Annotated in this window: 19 protein-coding genes and 1 pseudogene; 6 read left to right on the top strand and 14 right to left on the bottom strand. The window is 55.9% G+C overall.

Annotated features, from left to right (window positions below; all coding sequences use genetic code 11):
* Positions 1–25: 25 nt before the first annotated feature.
* Positions 26–2,434 (top strand): penicillin acylase family protein, encoded by a 2,409-nt coding sequence (locus RS694_RS08075; protein WP_276324437.1) that lies wholly within the window; start codon positions 26–28, stop codon positions 2,432–2,434.
* 130 nt (positions 2,435–2,564) lie between these two features.
* Here the strand turns inward: RS694_RS08075 and RS694_RS08070 are convergent, their stop codons facing one another.
* On the bottom strand, positions 2,565–3,260 hold the full coding sequence (locus RS694_RS08070; protein WP_029708716.1) for an HAD family hydrolase: 696 nt from the start codon (positions 3,258–3,260) through the stop codon (positions 2,565–2,567).
* A gap of 69 nt (positions 3,261–3,329) precedes the next feature.
* Between RS694_RS08070 and hemH the strand changes: the two genes are divergently transcribed.
* The 3 genes from hemH (at position 3,330) to map (ending at position 5,563) form a co-directional block, all read left to right on the top strand.
* Positions 3,330–4,421 (top strand): ferrochelatase, encoded by a 1,092-nt coding sequence (gene hemH / locus RS694_RS08065; RefSeq protein WP_029708715.1) that lies wholly within the window; start codon positions 3,330–3,332, stop codon positions 4,419–4,421.
* 96 nt (positions 4,422–4,517) lie between these two features.
* Entirely contained in the window at positions 4,518–4,772 is a 255-nt protein-coding gene (locus RS694_RS08060; protein WP_029708714.1) for a ParD-like family protein, read from the top strand.
* On the top strand, positions 4,772–5,563 hold the full coding sequence (gene map, locus RS694_RS08055) for a type I methionyl aminopeptidase (RefSeq protein WP_029708713.1): 792 nt from the start codon (positions 4,772–4,774) through the stop codon (positions 5,561–5,563). Before RS694_RS08060 ends, map begins: the two co-directional genes overlap by 1 nt.
* A gap of 157 nt (positions 5,564–5,720) precedes the next feature.
* Here map and RS694_RS08050 read toward each other — a convergent pair whose 3' ends face one another.
* Positions 5,721–6,809, bottom strand: a complete 1,089-nt coding sequence (locus RS694_RS08050) for a DMT family transporter (RefSeq protein ID WP_029708712.1) — start codon at positions 6,807–6,809, stop codon at positions 5,721–5,723.
* 20 nt (positions 6,810–6,829) lie between these two features.
* On the opposite strand from RS694_RS08050, the gene RS694_RS08045 reads away from it, so the two are divergent.
* Positions 6,830–7,819 carry a hypothetical protein gene (locus RS694_RS08045; RefSeq protein ID WP_029708711.1) on the top strand — a complete coding sequence of 330 codons (990 nt, stop codon included), beginning with the start codon at positions 6,830–6,832 and terminating at the stop codon, positions 7,817–7,819.
* Positions 7,820–8,185: 366 nt separating this feature from the next.
* Here the strand turns inward: RS694_RS08045 and RS694_RS08040 are convergent, their stop codons facing one another.
* The gene (locus RS694_RS08040) at positions 8,186–8,944 is read right to left on the bottom strand and encodes a DUF1223 domain-containing protein (protein ID WP_029708710.1); all 759 of its coding nucleotides are present in this window, start codon (positions 8,942–8,944) and stop codon (positions 8,186–8,188) included.
* A gap of 630 nt (positions 8,945–9,574) precedes the next feature.
* Positions 9,575–10,153 (bottom strand): TVP38/TMEM64 family protein, encoded by a 579-nt coding sequence (locus RS694_RS08035; RefSeq protein WP_037247857.1) that lies wholly within the window; start codon positions 10,151–10,153, stop codon positions 9,575–9,577.
* A gap of 153 nt (positions 10,154–10,306) precedes the next feature.
* On the opposite strand from RS694_RS08035, the pseudogene RS694_RS21080 reads away from it, so the two are divergent.
* A pseudogene (locus RS694_RS21080) lies at positions 10,307–10,435 on the top strand (GNAT family N-acetyltransferase); the annotation flags it as partial.
* A 39-nt stretch (positions 10,436–10,474) separates the two neighbouring features.
* Here RS694_RS21080 and RS694_RS08025 read toward each other — a convergent pair.
* The 10 genes from RS694_RS08025 to RS694_RS07980 form a co-directional block, all read right to left on the bottom strand.
* Positions 10,475–10,936: a YHS domain-containing (seleno)protein gene (locus RS694_RS08025; RefSeq protein WP_029708708.1), complete on the bottom strand. Its 462-nt coding sequence runs from the start codon at positions 10,934–10,936 to the stop codon at positions 10,475–10,477.
* A gap of 584 nt (positions 10,937–11,520) precedes the next feature.
* Complete coding sequence (locus RS694_RS08020) at positions 11,521–11,736, bottom strand: hypothetical protein (protein WP_029708707.1); 216 nt, start codon at positions 11,734–11,736, stop codon at positions 11,521–11,523.
* A 446-nt stretch (positions 11,737–12,182) separates the two neighbouring features.
* Positions 12,183–13,097, bottom strand: a complete 915-nt coding sequence (ppk2, locus tag RS694_RS08015; RefSeq protein ID WP_152528864.1) for a polyphosphate kinase 2 — start codon at positions 13,095–13,097, stop codon at positions 12,183–12,185.
* 80 nt (positions 13,098–13,177) lie between these two features.
* On the bottom strand, positions 13,178–13,834 hold the full coding sequence (locus RS694_RS08010; protein ID WP_152528863.1) for a chalcone isomerase family protein: 657 nt from the start codon (positions 13,832–13,834) through the stop codon (positions 13,178–13,180).
* Complete coding sequence (locus RS694_RS08005; RefSeq protein ID WP_029708704.1) at positions 13,831–14,925, bottom strand: GGDEF domain-containing protein; 1,095 nt, start codon at positions 14,923–14,925, stop codon at positions 13,831–13,833. The genes RS694_RS08010 and RS694_RS08005 overlap by 4 nt, the downstream gene beginning before the upstream one ends.
* Positions 14,926–15,017: 92 nt before the next feature.
* Positions 15,018–15,386: a response regulator gene (locus RS694_RS08000; RefSeq protein ID WP_029708703.1), complete on the bottom strand. Its 369-nt coding sequence runs from the start codon at positions 15,384–15,386 to the stop codon at positions 15,018–15,020.
* 17 nt (positions 15,387–15,403) lie between these two features.
* A complete protein-coding gene (locus RS694_RS07995) occupies positions 15,404–16,375 on the bottom strand; it encodes a chemotaxis protein CheX (protein ID WP_029708702.1) in 972 nt (323 codons plus the stop codon).
* A 35-nt stretch (positions 16,376–16,410) separates the two neighbouring features.
* The gene (locus RS694_RS07990) at positions 16,411–16,974 is read right to left on the bottom strand and encodes a hypothetical protein (protein WP_029708701.1); all 564 of its coding nucleotides are present in this window, start codon (positions 16,972–16,974) and stop codon (positions 16,411–16,413) included.
* A 10-nt stretch (positions 16,975–16,984) separates the two neighbouring features.
* Positions 16,985–17,704: a methyl-accepting chemotaxis protein gene (locus RS694_RS21005; protein ID WP_029708700.1), complete on the bottom strand. Its 720-nt coding sequence runs from the start codon at positions 17,702–17,704 to the stop codon at positions 16,985–16,987.
* A gap of 17 nt (positions 17,705–17,721) precedes the next feature.
* Positions 17,722–20,100 carry an ATP-binding protein gene (locus RS694_RS07980; RefSeq protein ID WP_037247811.1) on the bottom strand — a complete coding sequence of 793 codons (2,379 nt, stop codon included), beginning with the start codon at positions 20,098–20,100 and terminating at the stop codon, positions 17,722–17,724.
* Positions 20,101–20,257 lie beyond the last annotated feature (157 nt).

Genomic DNA, 20,257 nt, shown 5'->3' with positions numbered 1-20,257 from the left:
ACAAAAAATCCGGAGACACCACCGCATGCGCATCGCTTTGAAAATCCTGCTGGGCCTGCTGCTCGTTCTGGTGCTCGCAGTGGGCGGCGCAGCCACCTGGTACCTGAACGTCAAACAACCGGTGCGCAGCGGTACAGTGGATCTCTTCAAACTCACGGCGCCGGTCAGCGTGCAGTACGACGAACGCGGTGTGCCGCACATCCGCACCGAGAACGAGGCCGACATGTACCGCGCGCTGGGCTATGTGCATGCACAGGACCGCCTGTTCCAGATGGAGATGGTGCGCCGGCTGGCCAAAGGGGAACTGGCCGAAATCCTCGGCCCCAAACTGCTGGACACCGACAAGCTGTTCCGTACCCTGGGCATCCGCCAGCGCGCGCAGGAATACGTGGCCAAGATGGACATGGAAAGCCCGGCAAGCAAAGCCCTGCTGGCCTACCTGGACGGCATCAACCAGTACCAGGACACGCACCGCGCGCCCATCGAATTCGACATCCTGGGCATCCCCCAGCAGCCCTTCACGCCGCAAGACACCGTGGCCGTAACCGGTTACCTGGCCTACAGTTTTGCGGCGGCCTTCCGGACCGAACCCGCGCTGACCTATATCCGCGACACATTGGGCCCCCAGTACCTGAAAGACTTTGATATCGAATGGCACCCCGAAGGTGTGCTGAGCGCCGCCCCTGCACTGGCACTGGGCAAAAAAGATTGGGAAGGCCTGAACCGTCTGGCCCAGGCCAGCCAGGAGGCCATGGAAGCCGCTGGCGTGCCCATGTTCGAGGGCAGCAATGCCTGGGCCATCTCCGGCAAACGCACCGCCAGCGGCAAGCCGCTGCTGGCCGGTGACCCCCACATTGCGTTCTCGGCCCCCGCCGTCTGGTACGAGGCGCACCTGAGCAGCCCGGGCTTTGAGTTGTACGGCCACTACCAGGCGCTGAATCCGGTAGCGCTGCTGGGCCACAACACGCAGTTCGGCTGGAGCCTGACGATGTTCCAGAACGACGATGTGGACCTGATCGCCGAGAAGGTCAACCCGGCCAACCCCAAGCAGGTCTGGTACCACAACCAATGGGTCGACATGACCAGCCGCACCGAGGTGATCCAGGTCAAGGGCAAGAGCCCCGTCAAACTGGTGCTCAACCGCTCGCCACACGGCCCCATCATCAGCGATGCGTTCAAGGACACCTTTGATGAAGGCAAGCCAATCGCCATGTGGTGGGCGTTTCTGGAAACCGAGAACCCCATCCTCGACGCCTTCTACGAACTCAACCGCGCCGACACCCGCGAGAAGGCCCGCAATGCGGCCGAAAAAATCCACGCCCCCGGCCTCAATGTGGTCTGGGCCAATGCCAAAGGCGACATCGGCTGGTGGGCTGCGGGCAGGCTGCCGATACGCCCCGAGGGCGTGAACCCCACCTTCATCCTGGACGGCAGCAAGGGTGAGGCCGACAAGCTGGGCTTCTATCGCTTTGCCGACAACCCGCAGGAAGAAAACCCATCGCGCGGCTACATCATGTCGGCCAACCACCAGCCCCTGCCCAGGAGCGGTGTACCGGTGCCGGGCTACTACAACCTGGTGGACCGGGCGCAGCGTCTGGACAACGTGCTGCGTGCGCCCGACCGCCTGTGGGACAGTGCTGCGGCGCAGGCACTGCAACTCGATGTGAACAACGGCTACGCCGCGCGCATCCTGCAAGAAGTGATGCCAGTTTTGTATTCCGTGGTGACCGACCCCAACGAAAAATCCTTCCTGGAACCACTGGCCAAATGGGACGGTGCCTACACCCGCGACAGCATTGCTGCCACGCTGTTCACCCAGTTCACCTACGAACTGGCCAAGGCCGCGATGGAAGATGAAATGGGTGAGGTGCAGTTCAAGAACTTGCTGCGCACCCGCGCACTGGACGCCGCCCTGCCTCTGCTGGTGGCCAATGCCGATTCACCGTGGTGGGACAACGTGGACACCAAGGCCAAGGAAAGCCGCTTTGAGACCGTGCGCATCGCCTGGGTCAACACGCTCAAACACCTGCAAGGTTTGTATGGCAACAGCCTGCTCGAATGGTCCTGGGGCAAGACACACACCCTCACCCACGGCCATCCGCTGGGCATGCAAAAGCCGCTGGACAAACTCTTTAACGTGGGGCCCTTCCCAGTGCCCGGCGGGCGTGAGACCCCCAACAACCTCTCCGGCCCGATTGGCCCGGCCCCCTGGGCCGTGACCTATGGCCCGTCCACCCGGCGCGTGATTGACTTCGCCGAACCCACCAAGGCGCTAGGCATCAACCCGGTGGGCCAGAGCGGTGTGCTATTCGACAAACACTACGACGACCAGGCCGAGCGCTACGCCGAAGGTATTTACGTGCCGCAGTACCTGGACGCCGACGACGTGAAGAAACACGCCGAGAGCACGCTGCGCCTGCGGCCTGCGCACTGAGGCAGCGCTAAAAAGTCTGTTCACGTTGCGCTTGGCCTGTCCTGAGCTTGCCGAAGGGCGAAACGCAGTCTCGATACACCAAGGACTTGCGAAAGGCTTCGACAGGCTCAGCCCGAACGGAAATACGTCTTCAGCCCTTCAGCAGATCACACAACTCCGTCATGCTGGCCACCGTGGCGTGTGGGTGTTGGCTCTGGCTCCAGAGTTGTTCGGTGCGGTTGACCCACACCGTCTGCATGCCCACACCCAGTGCGCCGAGCACATCAAGCGCGGCGTCGTCACCCACATGCAGCACTTCCGCCGGGGCCACTTTCAGCACCTCGGCAGCCGCGTGGAAGATACGTGCGTCGGGCTTGCCCACACCCACATCGCGTGCGCTCACGCTGGCAGCGAAAAATTCACCAATGCCCACGCGCCCTACATCGGCATTGCCGTTGGAGACCGCAACGATGGGGTAACGCGCCGCCAGCCAGGCCAGCCCGGGACGGGCGTCTTCAAACAACTCCACCTGCATACGCGCGGCAAAAAACACCTCAAAGGCCGGCTCGGCCAACGCCGGATCGTCCCCGGCCCGTTGCAGTGCCAGGCGGATCGATTCGCGGCGCATGGCACTCAGGTCGTGCGCCAACGCGGGCCACTGCGCCTCGGTCGCGTCACGCAGCTCGCGGCGCGCGTGCGGGCTGGCTACCAGTTGTGCGGTGGCGGGCGCATGCGCTTGCAGCCACGCGCGCAACTGCTCTTCGGCCCGGGCAATGGTGGGCCAGATCGGCCACAGCGTATCGTCCAGGTCCAGGGTAATGGCCCTGATTTTTGAAATATCCAGCATGGCAAGGAGCTGTTCACACCCATTTTCCGAGTGCGAACGAAGTTAAATGCGTCTAGGGGAGAATAGCGCATGCCCTTCTCGCCAGAACCCACCCATTCCCATGGCCAGCCGCAGCGCACGGCCATTCTGCTGTGCAACCTGGGTACGCCCGACGAGCCCACGCCCCAAGCGGTGCGCCGTTATCTGGCCGAGTTTTTGTGGGACCGCCGCGTCATAGAAATTCCGCGCTTCATCTGGTGGTTCATCCTGCACGGCATCATCCTGCGCTTTCGCCCTGCGCAGTCGGCAGCCAAATACGCCAGCATCTGGACACCCGAGGGCTCTCCGCTCAAGCTATGGACCGAGAAACAGGCCAAGCTGTTGCAGGGCTGGCTGGGCCAGCGCAACCACCAGGTCAAGGTCCGTTGGGCCATGCGTTACGGCAGCACGTCCATCGCTTCGCAACTCGACGCACTGAAGGCCGACGGCGTGACCCGCGTGCTGGTGCTGCCGCTGTACCCGCAGTATTCGGGCACCAGCACCGCCAGCGTGCTGGACGCTGTCTACACCTGGGCCGCGCAAACCCGCGCCGTGCCCGAGCTGCGCTTTGTCAACCGCTACCACGACCATCCGGGCTACATCGCCGCGCTGGCATCCAGCGTGCGCCGCCACTGGAAAGACCACGGCCGACCAGACCAATTGGTCATGAGCTTTCACGGCGTGCCCGAGCGCACGCTGCACCTGGGCGACCCGTACCACTGCGAGTGTTTGAAAACCGGCCGCCTGCTGGCGGAACAACTGGGCCTCACCAAAGACCAATACACCCTCACCTTCCAGTCGCGCCTGGGCCGTGCCAAGTGGCTGGAGCCCTACACCGAGCCCACGCTGATCGCCATGGGCAAGGCCGGTGTGCAGCGGGTGGACGTGGTGTGCCCCGGCTTTACCAGCGACTGCCTGGAGACGCTGGAAGAAATCAACATGGAAGCGCGTCACGCGTTCCTGAACGCCGGTGGCAAGGCCTTCCACTACATCCCCTGCCTCAACGACGACCCCGAATGGATCACCGCGCTGTGCCAGGTGGCCGAGCAGCACCTGTCGGGCTGGCCCACACAAACCGCGCCCGATACCCAAGCGCTGGAAGCGAGCCGCACAGCCGCGCTGGCCAAGGGTGCGCCACGCTAAGCCGGAGATCGCTGCCCTGATGCGGGCATAACCCTGGATAACGTCAGACCATACGAAACATATATAATTCATATACGTTTCGTATAGAGGTTATTCATGGGTATTGTCAAAATTTCGGATCAGATGCATGAGAACCTGCGCGTGGCGGGCAACGCCCTGAGCCGGTCTATCAATGCGCAGGCGGAGCACTGGATGCGCGTCGGCATGCTGACCGAGATGTACCCGGAGCTGAACCACCGGGAAATCTGCCAGCTCCTGATACGCGCTGAATTGGCAGGAGGGCTGGACATCGTCGGGGCGGCGAACGCCCAGTTGGGCAAGCCCGGTGTATCTGAGGTAGGCAAACACTGATGCTGCACGACGTCCCCATCAAGTCCGCCGAAGAACTGGCCCTGTCACGGCGGGCCGCACAACTGGCGGCCGAGGTACTGGCCATGATCGAGCCCCACGTGGTGCCGGGCGTGAGCACCGAGAAGCTGGACCAGATCTGCCACGACTACATCGTCAATGTGCAAGGCGCCATCCCTGCCAATGTGGGCTACCAGGGCTATCCCAAGACCATCCTCACCTCTGTCAACCAGGTGGTATGCCACGGCATCCCCTCCCCCGACAAGATTCTGAAGAAAGGTGACATCGTCAACATCGATGTGGCCGTCAACAAAGATGGCTGGTTTGGTGACACCAGCCGCATGTTCTTTGTGGGCGAACCCGGCGTGTTGGCACGGCGCCTGGTAGAGACAACCTACGAAGCACTGCGCGCCGGCATCCAGCAGGTCAAGCCTGGCGCGACGCTGGGTGACGTGGGCCATGCCATCCAATCGGTCGCCCACCGCGAGAACTTCAGCGTGGTGCGCGAATACTGTGGCCACGGCATTGGCCAGATTTACCACGATGAACCGCAAGTGCTGCACTACGGCCAGCGCGGCCAGGGGCTCACGCTGGAAGCCGGCATGGTCTTCACCATCGAACCCATGCTCAACGCAGGCAAACGCGAAACCCGGCAACTGCCCGACGGCTGGACCGTGGTGACCAAGGACCGGTCCCTGTCCGCCCAGTGGGAACACATGGTGGCGGTCACGCCCTCAGGGTATGAAGTGCTGACAGCCTGGCCGGGCGGCACCGGAAACTACGCGCCGGTTTGACGGTCACCTGTTCGTTACCACAACACGTTTGCAAAGCAAAAACGCTATTGAATTAATAGCTTCTTGCGCAAAATCCACGGGGGCTAGGGGCCAATTTTGCTTGCAACTTCCTCTCACAAGCCTGCCTGCCACCACTCTCGAACGCGTTTGAACCGAGTTATCGACTGCGCTTGAGCAGCACCAAAGCCATGGCTGCGGCGCAGCAAATCATTGCGGAAATCTCCAGTGGACCCAGTGGTTCAGACCGGATGATGGCACCGGTCAGCATGGCGACCATTGGCACCATCACCGTGGACAGCCCCGAGACGCTGGTGGGAAGACTGTTGGCAATAGAAAACCAGGTCACGTTACCCAGCGACATAGGCATGATGGTTATGTATGCGATGACCAGCAGGGTTGTCCACGATGGGATAAAAAACTCTCGCGTGCCCAATAGGAGGGCAACCAGCGTAATCGGTACACCAGCGATCAGCAATTGCCATCCCGTCGAAACAATGACCGGCACGGTCAGTTGCGCACGCTTGAGCATCAGTGTTCCAACGGCCCACCCCAGCCCTGCGGAAAGACCGGCGATAAATCCAAGTGGCGCCGATGCGAATGCGGAGCGGGCCGCAAATGCAAGCAATCCCACGCCACAACTTGCAAGAACGAGGCTCAAAAGAAGTCTCGCAGAAGGCCTCTGGTGCAGAAATATCCACGACAGCACAGTGGCCCAGATGGGCATGGTGAATCCGAGCACAGCCGCCTGGCCCGATGGCAATAAAACGGCTGCATAGGTGCTCGCCACATTCCACACAAACAGATAGGTCAGGCCAGCCAAGGCAAGTGGCAAACGCTCATGGGATGGCACGGACAACGAAAGCCCGCGTGCACGTGCAATCAGAAGCACCAAGGCGCCAGCACCCAGAAGACTGATGCTGCGGAAAGTCCATACAGAGACCTCTGCAACGGCCAGTGGAAAGAGTACCCAGTTGGTACCCCAAACCAAAGTGAGAAGTGCAACGAGGATCAATATTTTTGTGTGGTGGCGTCTGGCTGCGTGCATAGCTTGATCATGCCATTGGCGAGCCTCGATGTTTTGAAAGACTCGCTCCCGGCCCAAAGCCGCGGTGGAGACAAAACCGGCATTCGATTTGGTGTACAAAGTGCATCCGGGCAGACATCTGACCTGGTACCTGCTTCGCAGGTCAAAAAAATGAAGAAAATAGACAAGGCCCAGCGACTCCGAATACGGCAGTCGGGTCATTACTTTTATCGAGGTTCCGAATGAAGCAATCCGCCACCGAACGTCCAGACCCAACGACCCAACGCAAGGCTGCCATCGCCCGTGGCGCCGCGCTTGAGCACACCGGCAAGGTGCAGATCAAGCCGATTCCGAACTTCGACCTCGATCGCACCATATTCAAGACCCTGGAGGGCAAAGCGGCACGCTTCGTGATGACCACCCGCGTGGGCAAGGGAGCACACTGGGACGCCGCCACCGCCCAGTCCGTGCAGGCCGAATACGCGGCCGCACGCGCGGCGCACGCACTGCCCGCCGTGAGCCCGGAACTGATGAACTTTCTGGTCACCGAATGCGACTTCAATGTGGAGCACGCCGACGGCTCGTTCCTCGACCACCTGTACTTCTGCTTCGAATACAGCGTGCAGCACTACCCCCAGCACTCCGCACTGGTGATGCTGCTGCATTCCATCCTCGGAACCGGCACCAACACCTTTGCAATGACCGCCGACAAAATCCCGGCGCTGCGCCCGCTGATGACACCCTGGGAGTGGAACCAGGTCGAGGCCTTCCCGTCGGTGTTGCGGCTGCTCTACGCCGGCCCGCTGCGCCAGGAGCTGCGCGAAAACGCCCATCGTGCCGATGCCATTGCCTCGATCCGCTTTCACCGGGTGATCGACAACGCGCCGATCACCATGAGCGGAGCAGACCTCTGGATCGCGCTGAACTACCAGCTCATCCACCTGGTGGACTTCTTGCCAGCCGTGAACTGGCCCATGCACCAGAACGACACGTCATTCATCCTGTTCCGTGATCTGTACGACCTGCTGGAGAAGGCCGGCAAGAGAGAGGCGAACGTAGGCTACACACCCAGCGCAGGCCCGCGCAAGCCGGAGGGTGAATCGCAGGGCCTGGGCGAATGGCTCACCACCTTGATCCCAGTCAGCGTCAGCGAAAAGATGGCGGCCAAGTCGGTTGCCCGCTTCTCGGAGCGTATTGGGCATTCCCTCGACTATCAGATCACCTGGGCCTGATCCGGCTGCGGATGGAGGACGGCACAGCGTGTCGATGCGAGCGTTCGGACAATGGTGCGTAGGGGGCCAAGTTCAATTTGCGAGCTCGCATTCGATCCATAACGGAAATCTATGTGTTATATCGAGTTACCCAAAAGCGGACACTCCTAAACTTCTCTGCTTGGTCTTTTCAAAGGAATTCGCAAGCACCAGTGAGGCAAGAGGCGCCGACTCATACCTTAGTGTCTGACCGGTTTGTCGACGACACAAATTCCAAGGCCATCCACAGATCGGATCTGTCGGGCAGTTCACCACAATGTTGGTTACGCCCATTGGTACTTCATTGGCTTCAGCGACCTGCAGTCCCAATATCCTGAGATATACACTTCAAGAGCTTTTGGCAAGACACTGCAAACTGAGCGCCTGCAACGGAGCACTGGTCTTGGCATTTGTGACCACGAGGTTAATCTGTCTAGGATGTTCGGGTTGGCCGGGAACAGCGTCAAGCTTTAAGAGTTGCGGTCCATCAAACGTCCCCATTGGTACGAACTGACGAACCACAAAATCGTGCTTCAAATAAGAGCCGTTGTTTTCTCCGGCTTTGACTTTCGAGACATGGCCGTGCTCGGTGATAGTCCAGTATGCACTCCATCTAGCAACACCCGGCAATGGGTTTACACGCGCCTCGTACATGTCGCTCACACCAACCCGTTGCAGGGCGATCTGTACTCTCGCACGTTCACCAGCCTCTGGTACCTGTCCTGCATAGTCACGCCAGTCCTTGCCGTCACGCACGATTTGGGGGGTGTATACAAAACGCGCGCCCTGCTGCTTCGCCAGTTCACGGTGCCTAGCATTGAACGCTGGACTGGAGAAGCGATCTGTCCAGCCCATGTAATCCCAATAGCTCACATGAAAGGCTTGCACCACCAGTGATTTGTCTTTGAGGGTACTTAGCCAACGGTCCGCGGGTGGGCAAGAGCTACATCCCTCGGAGGTATACAACTCAATCACGGGGGTGCGTAGGGCGCCAGACTCTGCAGAACACCGGGGCTGAGCCATTGCACCACCGGCCAGAGCGACGGCAAAGACCAAAATTACCTGGGTGCGGAAGGCGAAATCGTTACGCAAGCGGGCGTCAGGCATAAACGCTTACCAAAGAACCCAATGTTGATATCGGCGCCACGGATGTGGCGGGTGCCGGGACCAGTGATGGGGCTGAATTGTTTGAGGAATTTGTGCCCATTCGAGACTCAATACTCCCAATCTGGGCGCGCAGATTGGCAATTATTTTTTTACCCTCAGGCGTTTTGCCGGAAGGACATGCAACCCAATCGCCCAGCTGGCGATTGCATCGCGCCAGCTGATCTTGCAATGCGACGGAACTGGCACCCCGGATGGGATCAACAGACGCCGATCTGTCGGTCATGAAAATGGATGCTGCCACGTAAGGCTCCTTCCGGACATTTGATGGGTATCAATGCCGGTTTGTCGGACGGTAGGCAAAATTCTTACAGACAACGAATACGAACATGCCGCTGGACAAACGCTGCGGCAGGTTGCCAGACAGGAGCCTTGGCCGAATAGCCCCATGACGGCAGCACCAACGTTTCGAAAAAAAAGGGACGCATTCAGGTTAAACGTGGATCCCGCCCAGGCAAACACTTTGTCGATGACGGTGCAAGAGATTGCAAGGCCGTCTTCTGGCGCAATCAAACGTGCCACTTCCTGGCAATGAACCGATGAACCCAAAAGAGACATGGCGCTGAAAAATCATCATGTCTTCAGATGCAAAAGAAAGTCGAAAAATTGGCAATAAAGGGCAATCGGCAAAGGCAAGCCGCATAACGTGCCGACCAGGTACCTTTTGAAGCTGATACCCGACATTGCCAAGGCGAAGTTCAGCGCTGGCAGTGTTTGAAAAACGGTTCGCAGTAGCACCACACTTTGAACAGGATGCGCGTGGAGCCGCTGCATGACACGCAACGCAAAGCGATTTCTGAGCGATTGCAAAGCGTTTCCGCCCAACAAACGGATCGTCAAAAAAGTTACCGAGCAGGAGATGGTGGCAGCTAGGTAGGTGATAAATCCTCCGGCGACCTCGCCGAAAGCCAAGACCGCAGCAGCCAGAAAGATCCACCCCGGAATTTGAATCAGATTGCCCAAACCGAACAGCAGCACAAACACTGTGACGCCAGTAACCGGATTGGTCGCGAGAGTCTCACGTAAAAACACCAGCGTGAAATGTGCGCGGAGGCCAGACAACTGCGCAACCACCAGCAATGCGACAAGGAACAGTACAACTGCCAGCAACCGGGCATTACGTTGAAGTTTGGGGGTGATTTGGATAGGCATGTGTTTCAGTGGCAAGAACCTTGCTGCTAGACAGGCAAACGGTCTAGCGTAACTCGCCATCGTGACGTCGCGCTCGCGCAGGCGTTGCGATACGAGGTGTTCCACCGTGAATTGGGTGAAGGCTAGTCCCCTTCCGACGAACAGCAACGAGATGTGGACGCTTTTTACAGTATTTGCGATCACTTTGTAGTCAGGGACTTGCGTAACAACCAAGTCGTGGGCACCTACCGCATGCAAACCGGCATGGCTGCAAAGTGCAATCTTGGCTGCTACAGCGCACAAGAGTTTAATTTGACCGTGTTTGAACCATATGAGTGTGGTTCATTTATCCAAAGCAGTAGGCCAGTTTTTGTCTGCAGACTTGACGAACTCGGGAATGTTCTTTTCCCACTTCTTCTGCACTTCAGCGTCGTAGTTCAGGTAGAGCTTGTTATCGACAATTTTCCAACGCTGCGGGTCACCCGAGGCGGTGTAGCCCTGGGCCACAGCCCATGCGCAGTAGCCACCGTATTGGGGCGCGAAGTGCTCCGGATCCGCCAAAAATTTATTGCGGTTCTCCACGCTAGAGAAGCGCCATTCGACGCCTTTGTAGGACGCGGCAAACTGTGCTGCTCCTTTGACCGGTTTTTGTTCAGTGAAATAGGCTACGGGGTCGTAGCCGCCAAGTGCGGTCTTGCTCAAGAATGCTGTGTAGACGGCAGCCTCTTTGGCTTGTGCAGGCAGGCATGCCACGCTCAAAAGACACGAAACCGACAACACCAGTGCGCGAAATGCCGCCGCCATATGTTGCTCCTTGTAGATACCTCAAACCACAGGCCGGTGATTGCCGGTATGAGCGTAAGTCGGGCAAGCGCGTTGTTTCTTACAGGGATGAGAGAAAAGTGTGAGGCCCACCGATAAGCCGGGTTCTGAGCGTGCAGGTTGGAGTGTGAGCGATGCCCATAGCTGCTTTTGATCGATCTCTGCTTGGGGTCAGGCCGTTCGGTTCGCATGCTTCAAAGCTCACGGGTGTCGATAGCCCACGTCTGGCATTAAAGCGACCCGATTCGAACTGGCTAGTGTGGGTGCGAACCAGCGGGCTCCAACGGCGGGCGCCGAAGGCGTACAAGCCCAGGCCCTGAGAACAGCCCAGGTGCGGATGCGCATCAGGCAGTGCAGTGTTTACAGCTTGCCATCCACAAAGCGGTCATTCGCGAAAGGCAACACTTGCCCCGTAGCGACAGTTGCCCTCAAGTGAGATACGCCCTAGGCTGTAATGATTCTTCAGAGAAATTCATTGTTCCGATGATCCGTTGGAAAACAGCTCTCGTATGAGATGTCGTTCGAACACTTCGGGCGCACTCATCATGCTTAACACAGAGACTGCCCTAAGGTTTCGCAGCAGCCTTCTTCATAGGCTCTTTCTTCTCGTTTTTTGCCGTGGCATTTTTCTTCAACTCACCATTTTTTTCGCATTCCTTACTCGTGGGGTCTTTCTTCATGCAGGCCATCAATGTTACATTTTTATCTTGGGGCTGTGACATTGCGGCGGAGCCGGCCAACAACATACTTGCAAAGAGAAGAGTTGGAGTCAGTTTCTTCATGGTCAATCCTTAAGTGATTTGGAAGTTGAAGTGAATGGCGGAAACGCCGGTGTTTGGGCATACCTGAGCGAACTCAGTTAACCCGAACCAGTTGCACCCCTGGACTTTCCAAACGCAGCCAAGGTAGTTTAGGTAGCGATATTCGTCTGGATTAGTGCGATTGGCAAGTGAGGAAGGTAAGCGCATGCCAATCCCTACTCCAAGATTTTTGGGCCAAATATCAGCGTACGACCCGAAGCGCAAGATGACGCCGATAGACGGATTGCTCAATAGCGGACCTTCCTGCAAGCCTACGATAGTTGAGCGGATCTTTCTTGCTGGGGCAGCTAATTCGACCAAAAAGTAGCGCAGATATGTAGCAGCGCGCCCACCCACTGCTCGAAGACTACTATTGGGCGCGCGTGAGGGTCGAAGTTCCAAAGTGAAACGGCGACGCCGCAGGTCGATCAGAAAATTTCGGGGATGAATATGCCTTCTGGCAGTGTTTGGCGGGCATAGTCGCCGTGACGTTCGCGGTCGGGCAGTTCTATCGTGGGGTGTGCCACTTCTTCATATGGCATCTGCCCCAGTAGGTGGTGTATGCAGTTCAGTCGCGCACGCTTCTTATCGTCAGCATGCACGACCCACCATGGCGCTTCCGGTATGTGAGTGCGTTCCAGCATCACTTCCTTGGCTTTTGTGTACTCCTCCCAGCGGCGGCGTGACTCCAGATCCATGGGGCTGAGCTTCCACTGTTTTAATGGATCATGGATGCGCCCTAGAAAACGCATCTGCTGCTCTTCATCGGAGATGGAGAACCAGTATTTCAGTACCTGAATGCCGGACCGCGCCAGCATGCGTTCGAACTCAGGAACAGAACGGAAAAACTCTTCGTACTGCGCGTCGGTGCAAAAACCCATGACGCGCTCCACGCCAGCGCGGTTGTACCAACTGCGGTCAAACAGCACGATTTCGCCCGCCGCTGGCAAGTGCGCCACATAGCGCTGGAAATACCATTGAGTGCGCTCACGATCATTCGGTGCCGGCAACGCCGCGACACGGCAAACGCGGGGGTTGAGCCGTTGCGTGATGCGTTTGATGACGCCGCCCTTGCCAGCTGCGTCGCGTCCTTCGAAGAGGATGACCACTTTGTGCTTGCTGGCGACCACCCAGTCCTGGAGTTTCACCAGTTCTGCTTGCAGACGGAACAACTCACGGAAGTAACGCTTGCGTGCGTCGTGCTCGTCATTCGTAACAGGTATCCCGCCGGTGCTTGGCACATTGCGCTGGTGGTCTTCCAGCTCCAGTTCCAGCTCTTCGTCCAGACTGTCGCGCAAGTCGCGGTGAATGCGATCCAGCAAATCATCATCCAGGGTTTTCACAATGGCCTCTCGAAACTTCAACAAATGTGAAGTTCACTGTAGGCCGAAAAGAAGTCAATACGGTGACAGTTTGCGGGCACTCACGGCAGGCCCAACAATCCCTTCTTCAAACCCGCATCCACTGGACGCTCACCCACAAAGATGCTCAGCACGGCAGCATAGAAATCAACGCCAACGATAGCTGCTCCTCTGACTTGGCCATTGACCGACAGAACCGTGCCTACTTCAGGCAGGTAGTCGAAATCAATGACATCGCCTGCCGCCGTACGTCCAATGACACGGATGTTGCGCTCCAGTTGAGCAAGGCGCTCCACGAGTGCCGCCTGTTGTACCGGACTGGTATTGCGGCGTATGCCGGGCAGCAGCGCTTCAATGAAATCGTCCGGACTGGCACTGTGCAACATGCGCAGTTGAAGACGTTTGGGCCCCCCCAGTGCTGCCACACCTCCGGGTGTGTCCGTCTTGCCGGCTAGATAAAGCCCGGCAGCATACACGTCGATGAACAACAACTTGCGCATCCCCATGCCGTTAAGCCGCAGTTCCTGGTTTGCCAGGTACACACGGCTTTCAAACGGCGAGCCTGTCAGCGTGGATGCATGAATGGCACTGATGGATAGCGTCCAGATCAGCAAAATGATAAGAATTCTTGTTGGCAAAAACCAGCGTGTCATTTGCAATGCCATGGGCCTGAAAACTTTCCTTCTTGAGTTGACTTTTCTGTCGCCAATAACATTCAAAACAATTCGATTCCACCGTCTTTAACATCGGTTTCAATCAGACCATTTTCAACAAGACTCATGTAGCTGCACACTTGATTCCGGCCATGGCGCTTGGCATAGTACACAGCCTGATCTGCTTTGTTGCACACAACATCTGGTGGATCTCCGCCATTGATGATGTTCATGCCAATGCTCACGGTAATACAGCCAACTTGCGGAAATAAATACTCTTCCATGTTTTTTCTAAAACGCTCGAGAGTGGCCATCGCTGTATCGTGCCAAGCGCTCCGCATCAAAATAACAAACTCCTCTCCGCCAAAGCGATATACACGGTCATAGCCACGGAAAGTGTTTTTCATAATCCTTGCAATCAGGATCAGTACCTCATCCCCAATTTGATGGCCATATTTGTCATTTACTTGCTTGAAGTGATCCACGTCAACCATGGCAAGCCAGAAGTGTTCATTTGTCTCGCTGCTTCGGCGGTCAATATTTTTGTCTGGAGCAATGCCTTTAGCCCAGGATGCATAGAAATTGGGATTCTCGTGCAAGGATTTATAAAAAGTTTCTTCGAATGACTTGCGATTGGCAAGCCCCGTAAGAACATCACGTTCACTATAGAGAAACATGCTGTGCATGTTTCGATACACATGCAGCATGCGATCAACGATCGCGAGCTCGTGCAATGGCAGACGATTGCTTGATGCGATCTCGATGATCCCACTGTCGGCCTTGGCTCCACCCACAAAGAGAGGCAGGATAGTCAAATGAGTCGCGCCGCTTTCTGCAGCATCTACTGCCACGGGCAAATTCATCTCAAGGCATCGAAACCGCGGCGTTCCCTCCCTGACTTGATCCAGAGACAAAAAATCTGCATGCAGAGGGTCCCGCAACTGGATTGAGGCGTCAGGCCTCAAATGCAACACAGGAATCCAGCGGTAATCATTTCGGTCGCTCATTACCAGACTGACAGAGATGCTCAACGGCTTGATGACGTCCATCAACATTTGCGCCAAATGCATGTTCAGGCCATCCCGTTCCCGATGGTCTGTCAGGGTAGCCAATTGATCGATCAAATGGAAATTCTTGACGCTCGTATGATCTGTCATGTCTCTTTAAGCTCCCATAGTCCCGCGATGCACATTAGTGCCATTCCAGATTCGGGTGTTGCAGCCGATGGAGCCAATAGTTTCCGGAACCGTCAAACGCCGACGAGCTTCTTAAAGGTGGCGATCACAACGTCACCCTTGAATGGCTTGACGATCCAGCCTTTGATACCCGCAGCCTTTCCTCGTTCTTTCATGGCTGGTGAGTTTTCGGTGGTCAACATAATGATGTTGACGGCAGCGTTGTTCAGATCGCTGCGCACTTTTTCCGCCATCGTCAGCCCATCCATGTTAGGCATGTTCACATCGCAGATCACCAACTTGATTGCCGGATCAGCTTGGAGTTTCTCCAGGCCATCTCGTCCATCCACCGCCAAGGCGACGTTGAGTCCGGCAGCCTTCAGAAAGTCGCCGACTTCATTGCGGACGGTGCTCGAATCATCAACGACCAGTACTTGTGCCATTTTTATATCCTCAAAAATCAAAATAATTCGAGCTCGCCGGAGTCGATGAACTCATGGACCGATACTTCGTTCTCCGAATAGTCTTCAGGTGACCAGTTCAGATTGAAAACGAATCGTTGGTAGATCGTCAGATGCTGTAATCCCGCGTTTTCCTGATCTACCAAGGTGTACTTAAAGCACAGTTGCGGGTTTTCTGAACCAAACGATATGTAGCGATGGCTGTGGTTGATCACGATGGGAACCTGTCCAACGTAATTGCTGTTCGTGTCAGTGGCGATATAGCGGTTTTTGAAAGAACCCCAGATCAAATTGGTGATTTCGCCCAGCAGGCTATTGAGGTTTCTAAAGTCTCCAATGTCCTGCGGAGCCACGGGCGTTCTATTGGAGCGTACCAATTTCATCAATGGCTCTTCAGCCACCTGAAGCATCATGTAGCCGCGGCACCAACTTCCCTCAATGGGGATCAGCGTGTAAATCTCCCCAAAAATCAGTCTGTCGCGCACGGTGTAAGGCGTTTCAATTTCGGAAACCAAGCCCTTGAATTGGCTGTCGATGGCAATTTTTGACATCTCCGCGATACCGCGGATGAGCTTGCTGGGGTACGACAGGCTGAATATGCAGTCCTGAATGGCACAGGCTAACGCATCCATTTCATCGATGCTGAAGGCCCTAAAAAATACCTTCTGGTCCTTGTCCTCCAGTCCACTCAAGTTATTCGACTCACGACGCAGAAAGATTGGCAAATCGGGGCGCATTGCATGGACCATGCGACCCAATTCCAATCCAGCGCCAGGGCTACCGTCGAAGTCTTCCGCAAGGAAGACGCACCCAAGGTCTATGTTGGAGTTCAGAACTGACTGAACTGTATGGGGTTGAGCCTTTACACCGACGAGGCTATTGGCCTCGCAAAAGTTCTTGATTTTTACCAGGCACTGCTTGTTGTCATCGAGTACGAGTACCTTGCTGACCAATGCTGCTTTCTCTTCCATTGTTATTCTCCTGTCGCGGACAGTTTCTATTTCAATCAAAACAGTTCCAATTCACCGCCGCCAATATCGGCGTGGTCCGAAGCCCACTGCGGCCCATCAAAATCCAGGTCTTCAAATTCACAAACATAGAGACTGGCGTGGAACATATGCGCCCTGTTGAAATCCACTCGGAAATGCTGGCTGTGCCCATGGCGCAGCGATTGCAAGCAGTGAGCACTCTCTGCTCCCAGAATATTTGGGGTGGACAACCCGACGTGGTTAAAAACGGATCCAAATTCCCGATTGAGAGCACCACCACACATATTTGCGCATTCACAGATGGCATCCATGAACTCTTTCTCGCTCATACTCTCCGCATCAGAACGGCTCAGTTTTGCCAAATGTTCTCGTGTGGCTGCGTTGAGTTCAAAGTGAATCAAAGTGAACGCCCGGAACAGGTAGGATGAAGAGGTCAACATCACAAATCTGCTTTCGAAAAAGTCTGCGTTCTGCTCAACCGCTTCGACGCTGCACAGATCTCCCTGACTTCCGGACAAAGCGCCTTTCAGTGCCTTTGAAAACCATTGGTTCAATCCGTTTTTGGCGCGTTGACTGATCATTGTCAGAACCTCAGACAGTAGCCATATCGTGGGATTTTTTGTTGATCCGGCTCAAGCCAATCACGGCGCCCGTGATCATCTTTCCACCAGCCTGCAAATCCTGGAAAGTTGCGGTGGTGACCAAGTCGCTTTCAAAAAGGCTCTTGCGGTAGTCCTTGGCAAGACCGTCTGCACGATTGGCAAGCGTGCGCATTTCATTGGCGACCACTGCAAAGCCACGCCCTTGCTCACCGGCGCGGGCGGCCTCAATGGAAGCGTTGAGCGCTACGATAACGACCTGCTTAACGATGGACGCCAGGTCATCGTTCCTGGCATGCAAGGCCCGGTTATGCGTCACCAAGAGACTCATGTCGGCATGCCAGCGCTCGAAGGTCTTGACGAGCCCCAAGAGTGCATCAATCTCCGCCGCCAGTTCGGTGGTATTCACCAAAACCTTCGATTTCAATGCGATGGATTGCTCTTCTGCCCTTTGTAGGATCAGGGTGGTAGCGGCCTTTTTGTCGTGATCTGCATGTGCACGCTTCAGCCCTTCTTCCAGGGCTTCGCGTGCGCTTTCGCTGCTCTTTTTCAATTCATCGATGACACTCTGCTGTTGCGCACGGATGCCTTGACTGGATGCTTTTTCTTCGGTGAGAACGTCCTGCAGTCTTCTGAGCTTGCGTATGTGCAACATCGGCAACACCAAGCCAAGTGCGACACCTATCAGCAAATGCGAAACCAGCTCCAACATGAAGGAATCCACCCAGGTCAGACTAAAACCAGATGTGGCTTCGCAAGGGCATCGACGGGCCTGGATTGGACCGCGAGTTTGGCTGGCAGGGTGATTACTGTCTCAAAAGGCCGAAACGCCGCACCGGCGGCTTCCGTCGTAAAGTGCAGTGCAATGCTTCCGCCTTCAGATGTAATGAATCCGCGGACTGCATCCATACCCACGCCACGCCCCGACACTTCGGTTACTTGCTCTGCAGTGGAAAAGCCGGATGCAAATACCATCTCTGCGACGTCCGAGTCTTCCAAGACTTGGTCTACACCGATCAGACCGGCATCCATCGCGCGTTTTTTGATGGAATCGACAGCCAATCCACGCCCATCGTCTGCAATACGCATCAGGAGATGATGCTTGTCCAGGTTCATCGAGATTCGGATCGAACCTTTACCCGTCTTTCCGCTTGCGACTCGCACCTCAGGCTTTTCGATGCCATGGTCAACGGCATTGCGCAGTAGGTGCATAAACACGTTCTTTAACAAGTCGGATGCCTGGCGGCGCACCACAATTCCATGGTCCTCGATGAGCACCAAGGGGACTTCCTTGCCCAGCTCGGCGGCTAGCGACGGTAGTGAATCCAGTATTCCCGCGAGAGTGTCCGAAACCTCTTCTGTGCCTAGCAAGTCCATGGCATGCCGTAAGAAGTCCAACTGCATGGACATAGCTCTCGTGTTGGTGCGATCAATCGCGTCAATTTCAATCAAGGCGGCATCAATGCGGGACTTCTCAACCATCAAATATTTTTCGGCGTCTCCGCGGCGTCCCGGTCCCTTGCGCCCGAGTTTTCCTTCATTCAGTTTTTCGTATTCCGCGAGTACGGTGGCCACTTCAACCAATTGCCCCCGCATGTGAGATACATCCCAGATAGTCTGGGGTACTGCGCGCAGGTCATCGTAAGTCTGCTCGGCCTCATGCACCTTGTTGGTGAGATGCAGCAAGCCATAGGTGCGCGCATTTCCCTTGACGGTATGCATGTTACGAAACAGCAATGCAATGGTGTCCGCATGCTGTGCGGCCGATGCCCCCTCCCCAACCTTGTCCAGCAACGCCAGGTTTTCCGTGAAAAACTGTTTGGAGCTCTCTACAAAGCCGTGAAACTTCTCCTGGCTCACCGCCAAGATTTCACCAATCATCGCCATTTCGCGCTTCTGCTTCTTGGCCTGGAATTCCAGTTCGCGCAATGCGGTGGCATCCCAAACGCACAACATGAGGCGCACCACCGTGCCAGCGTCATCAGCCATCGGAGACCAGCTCAGTTCCAGAATCTTGATGCGCCCATCCGGCATTTCTTTCTCGATTTCAGTCACCAGAAGATGTGAGTTGAATTCGAAATTCATGCTGTCTTCACCAATGCAGGCCGCGATGGTTGCATCCACTTGAGACAGAGTATCTGCACCGCAATGGGTATTGCTGAACAGGAGCTCCATGACATTGCGACCACCGATGTCCCGGGTCTCAAGGATGTCTTCCAGGTACTTCGAATATTCCGGGTGGATTGAACCGCCATTCACGATAGTCAAAATTCCTTGCGGAATGTTGTGAAGCATGGCGTGGATGTCTGCATTTTTTTGCTTGATAAGTTCAGCCCCCTCCTGGATCTTTCCAATCATTGCATTGAAGGCTTCGATGGAACGACCAATCTCATCCTGTCGTGTTACAGGAACGCGGTGCGTGAAGTCCTGGGTGGTGGCAATCTCAGTCATCTTCTTCTGCATATCGCGCATAGGGACCGTAATTTGGCGATACAGAAAGATTCCTATAGCGGTCAACGCCAGAATGGCAAAGATGGTGACCAACATCAGCGTTGTAGAGGTGCGCGTCAAACTGTCATTGAGACTGCTGATAGCCTCGTCTTTGCTACGCCGCTTTTCAACTTGGACTGTTTCAATGATGGAAACCTGCTCCCGCAGATACTGGTCCACCGTGGCTTCAAGATTGGCCTGCGCCATTTCTGCCTGGCCTGCCAATTTGAATTTTGCGGTATCGTCAATCGCGGAAAAATAATTCACCAAACTCTCTTGGGCCTGCTTGATTAACCCGCGTTGTGCATCGCTATCAGCCTGAGCCAACTGCTGCGTTAATGCGTTTTCAAGAGCCACTTTCTTTCCATTCAACACTTCCTGAATGCGTTTAATTTGGTCCGCATCTTTGGCGGCGACCATATCCAATGTAGTAATTTGAACGTCTTTGAGTTGACTCATGAGCTCCACAGACGCCAGTGCACTTGGCACGACACCCATGGTCACGCCTTTGACCTGACCTGTACTCTCGCGTGACTGATAGACAGCGAAACCTCCAATGAAAACAAGCGCAATGAAAGTTAGTGCAATGAGAAGAGTAAGACGTTCACGAATGTTCATAACAGTTGGCCACTTGTGAAAAATACGAGAATTGCAACGAAGGAGCTTCGGGACGCCCGAAGTGGTTGCTTGGAGGTGATGAATTGTTGCAATCCAGTGTGACCGCCGCGTGAAAGCGCCGAGGGCGTAACCATCTCATGCCACTTTTACCGTCTGA

This window comes from Rhodoferax saidenbachensis, assembly GCF_001955715.1.
Lineage (GTDB): Bacteria > Pseudomonadota > Gammaproteobacteria > Burkholderiales > Burkholderiaceae_C > Allorhodoferax > Allorhodoferax saidenbachensis.
This window is presented reverse-complemented; position numbering and strand designations above follow the sequence as displayed.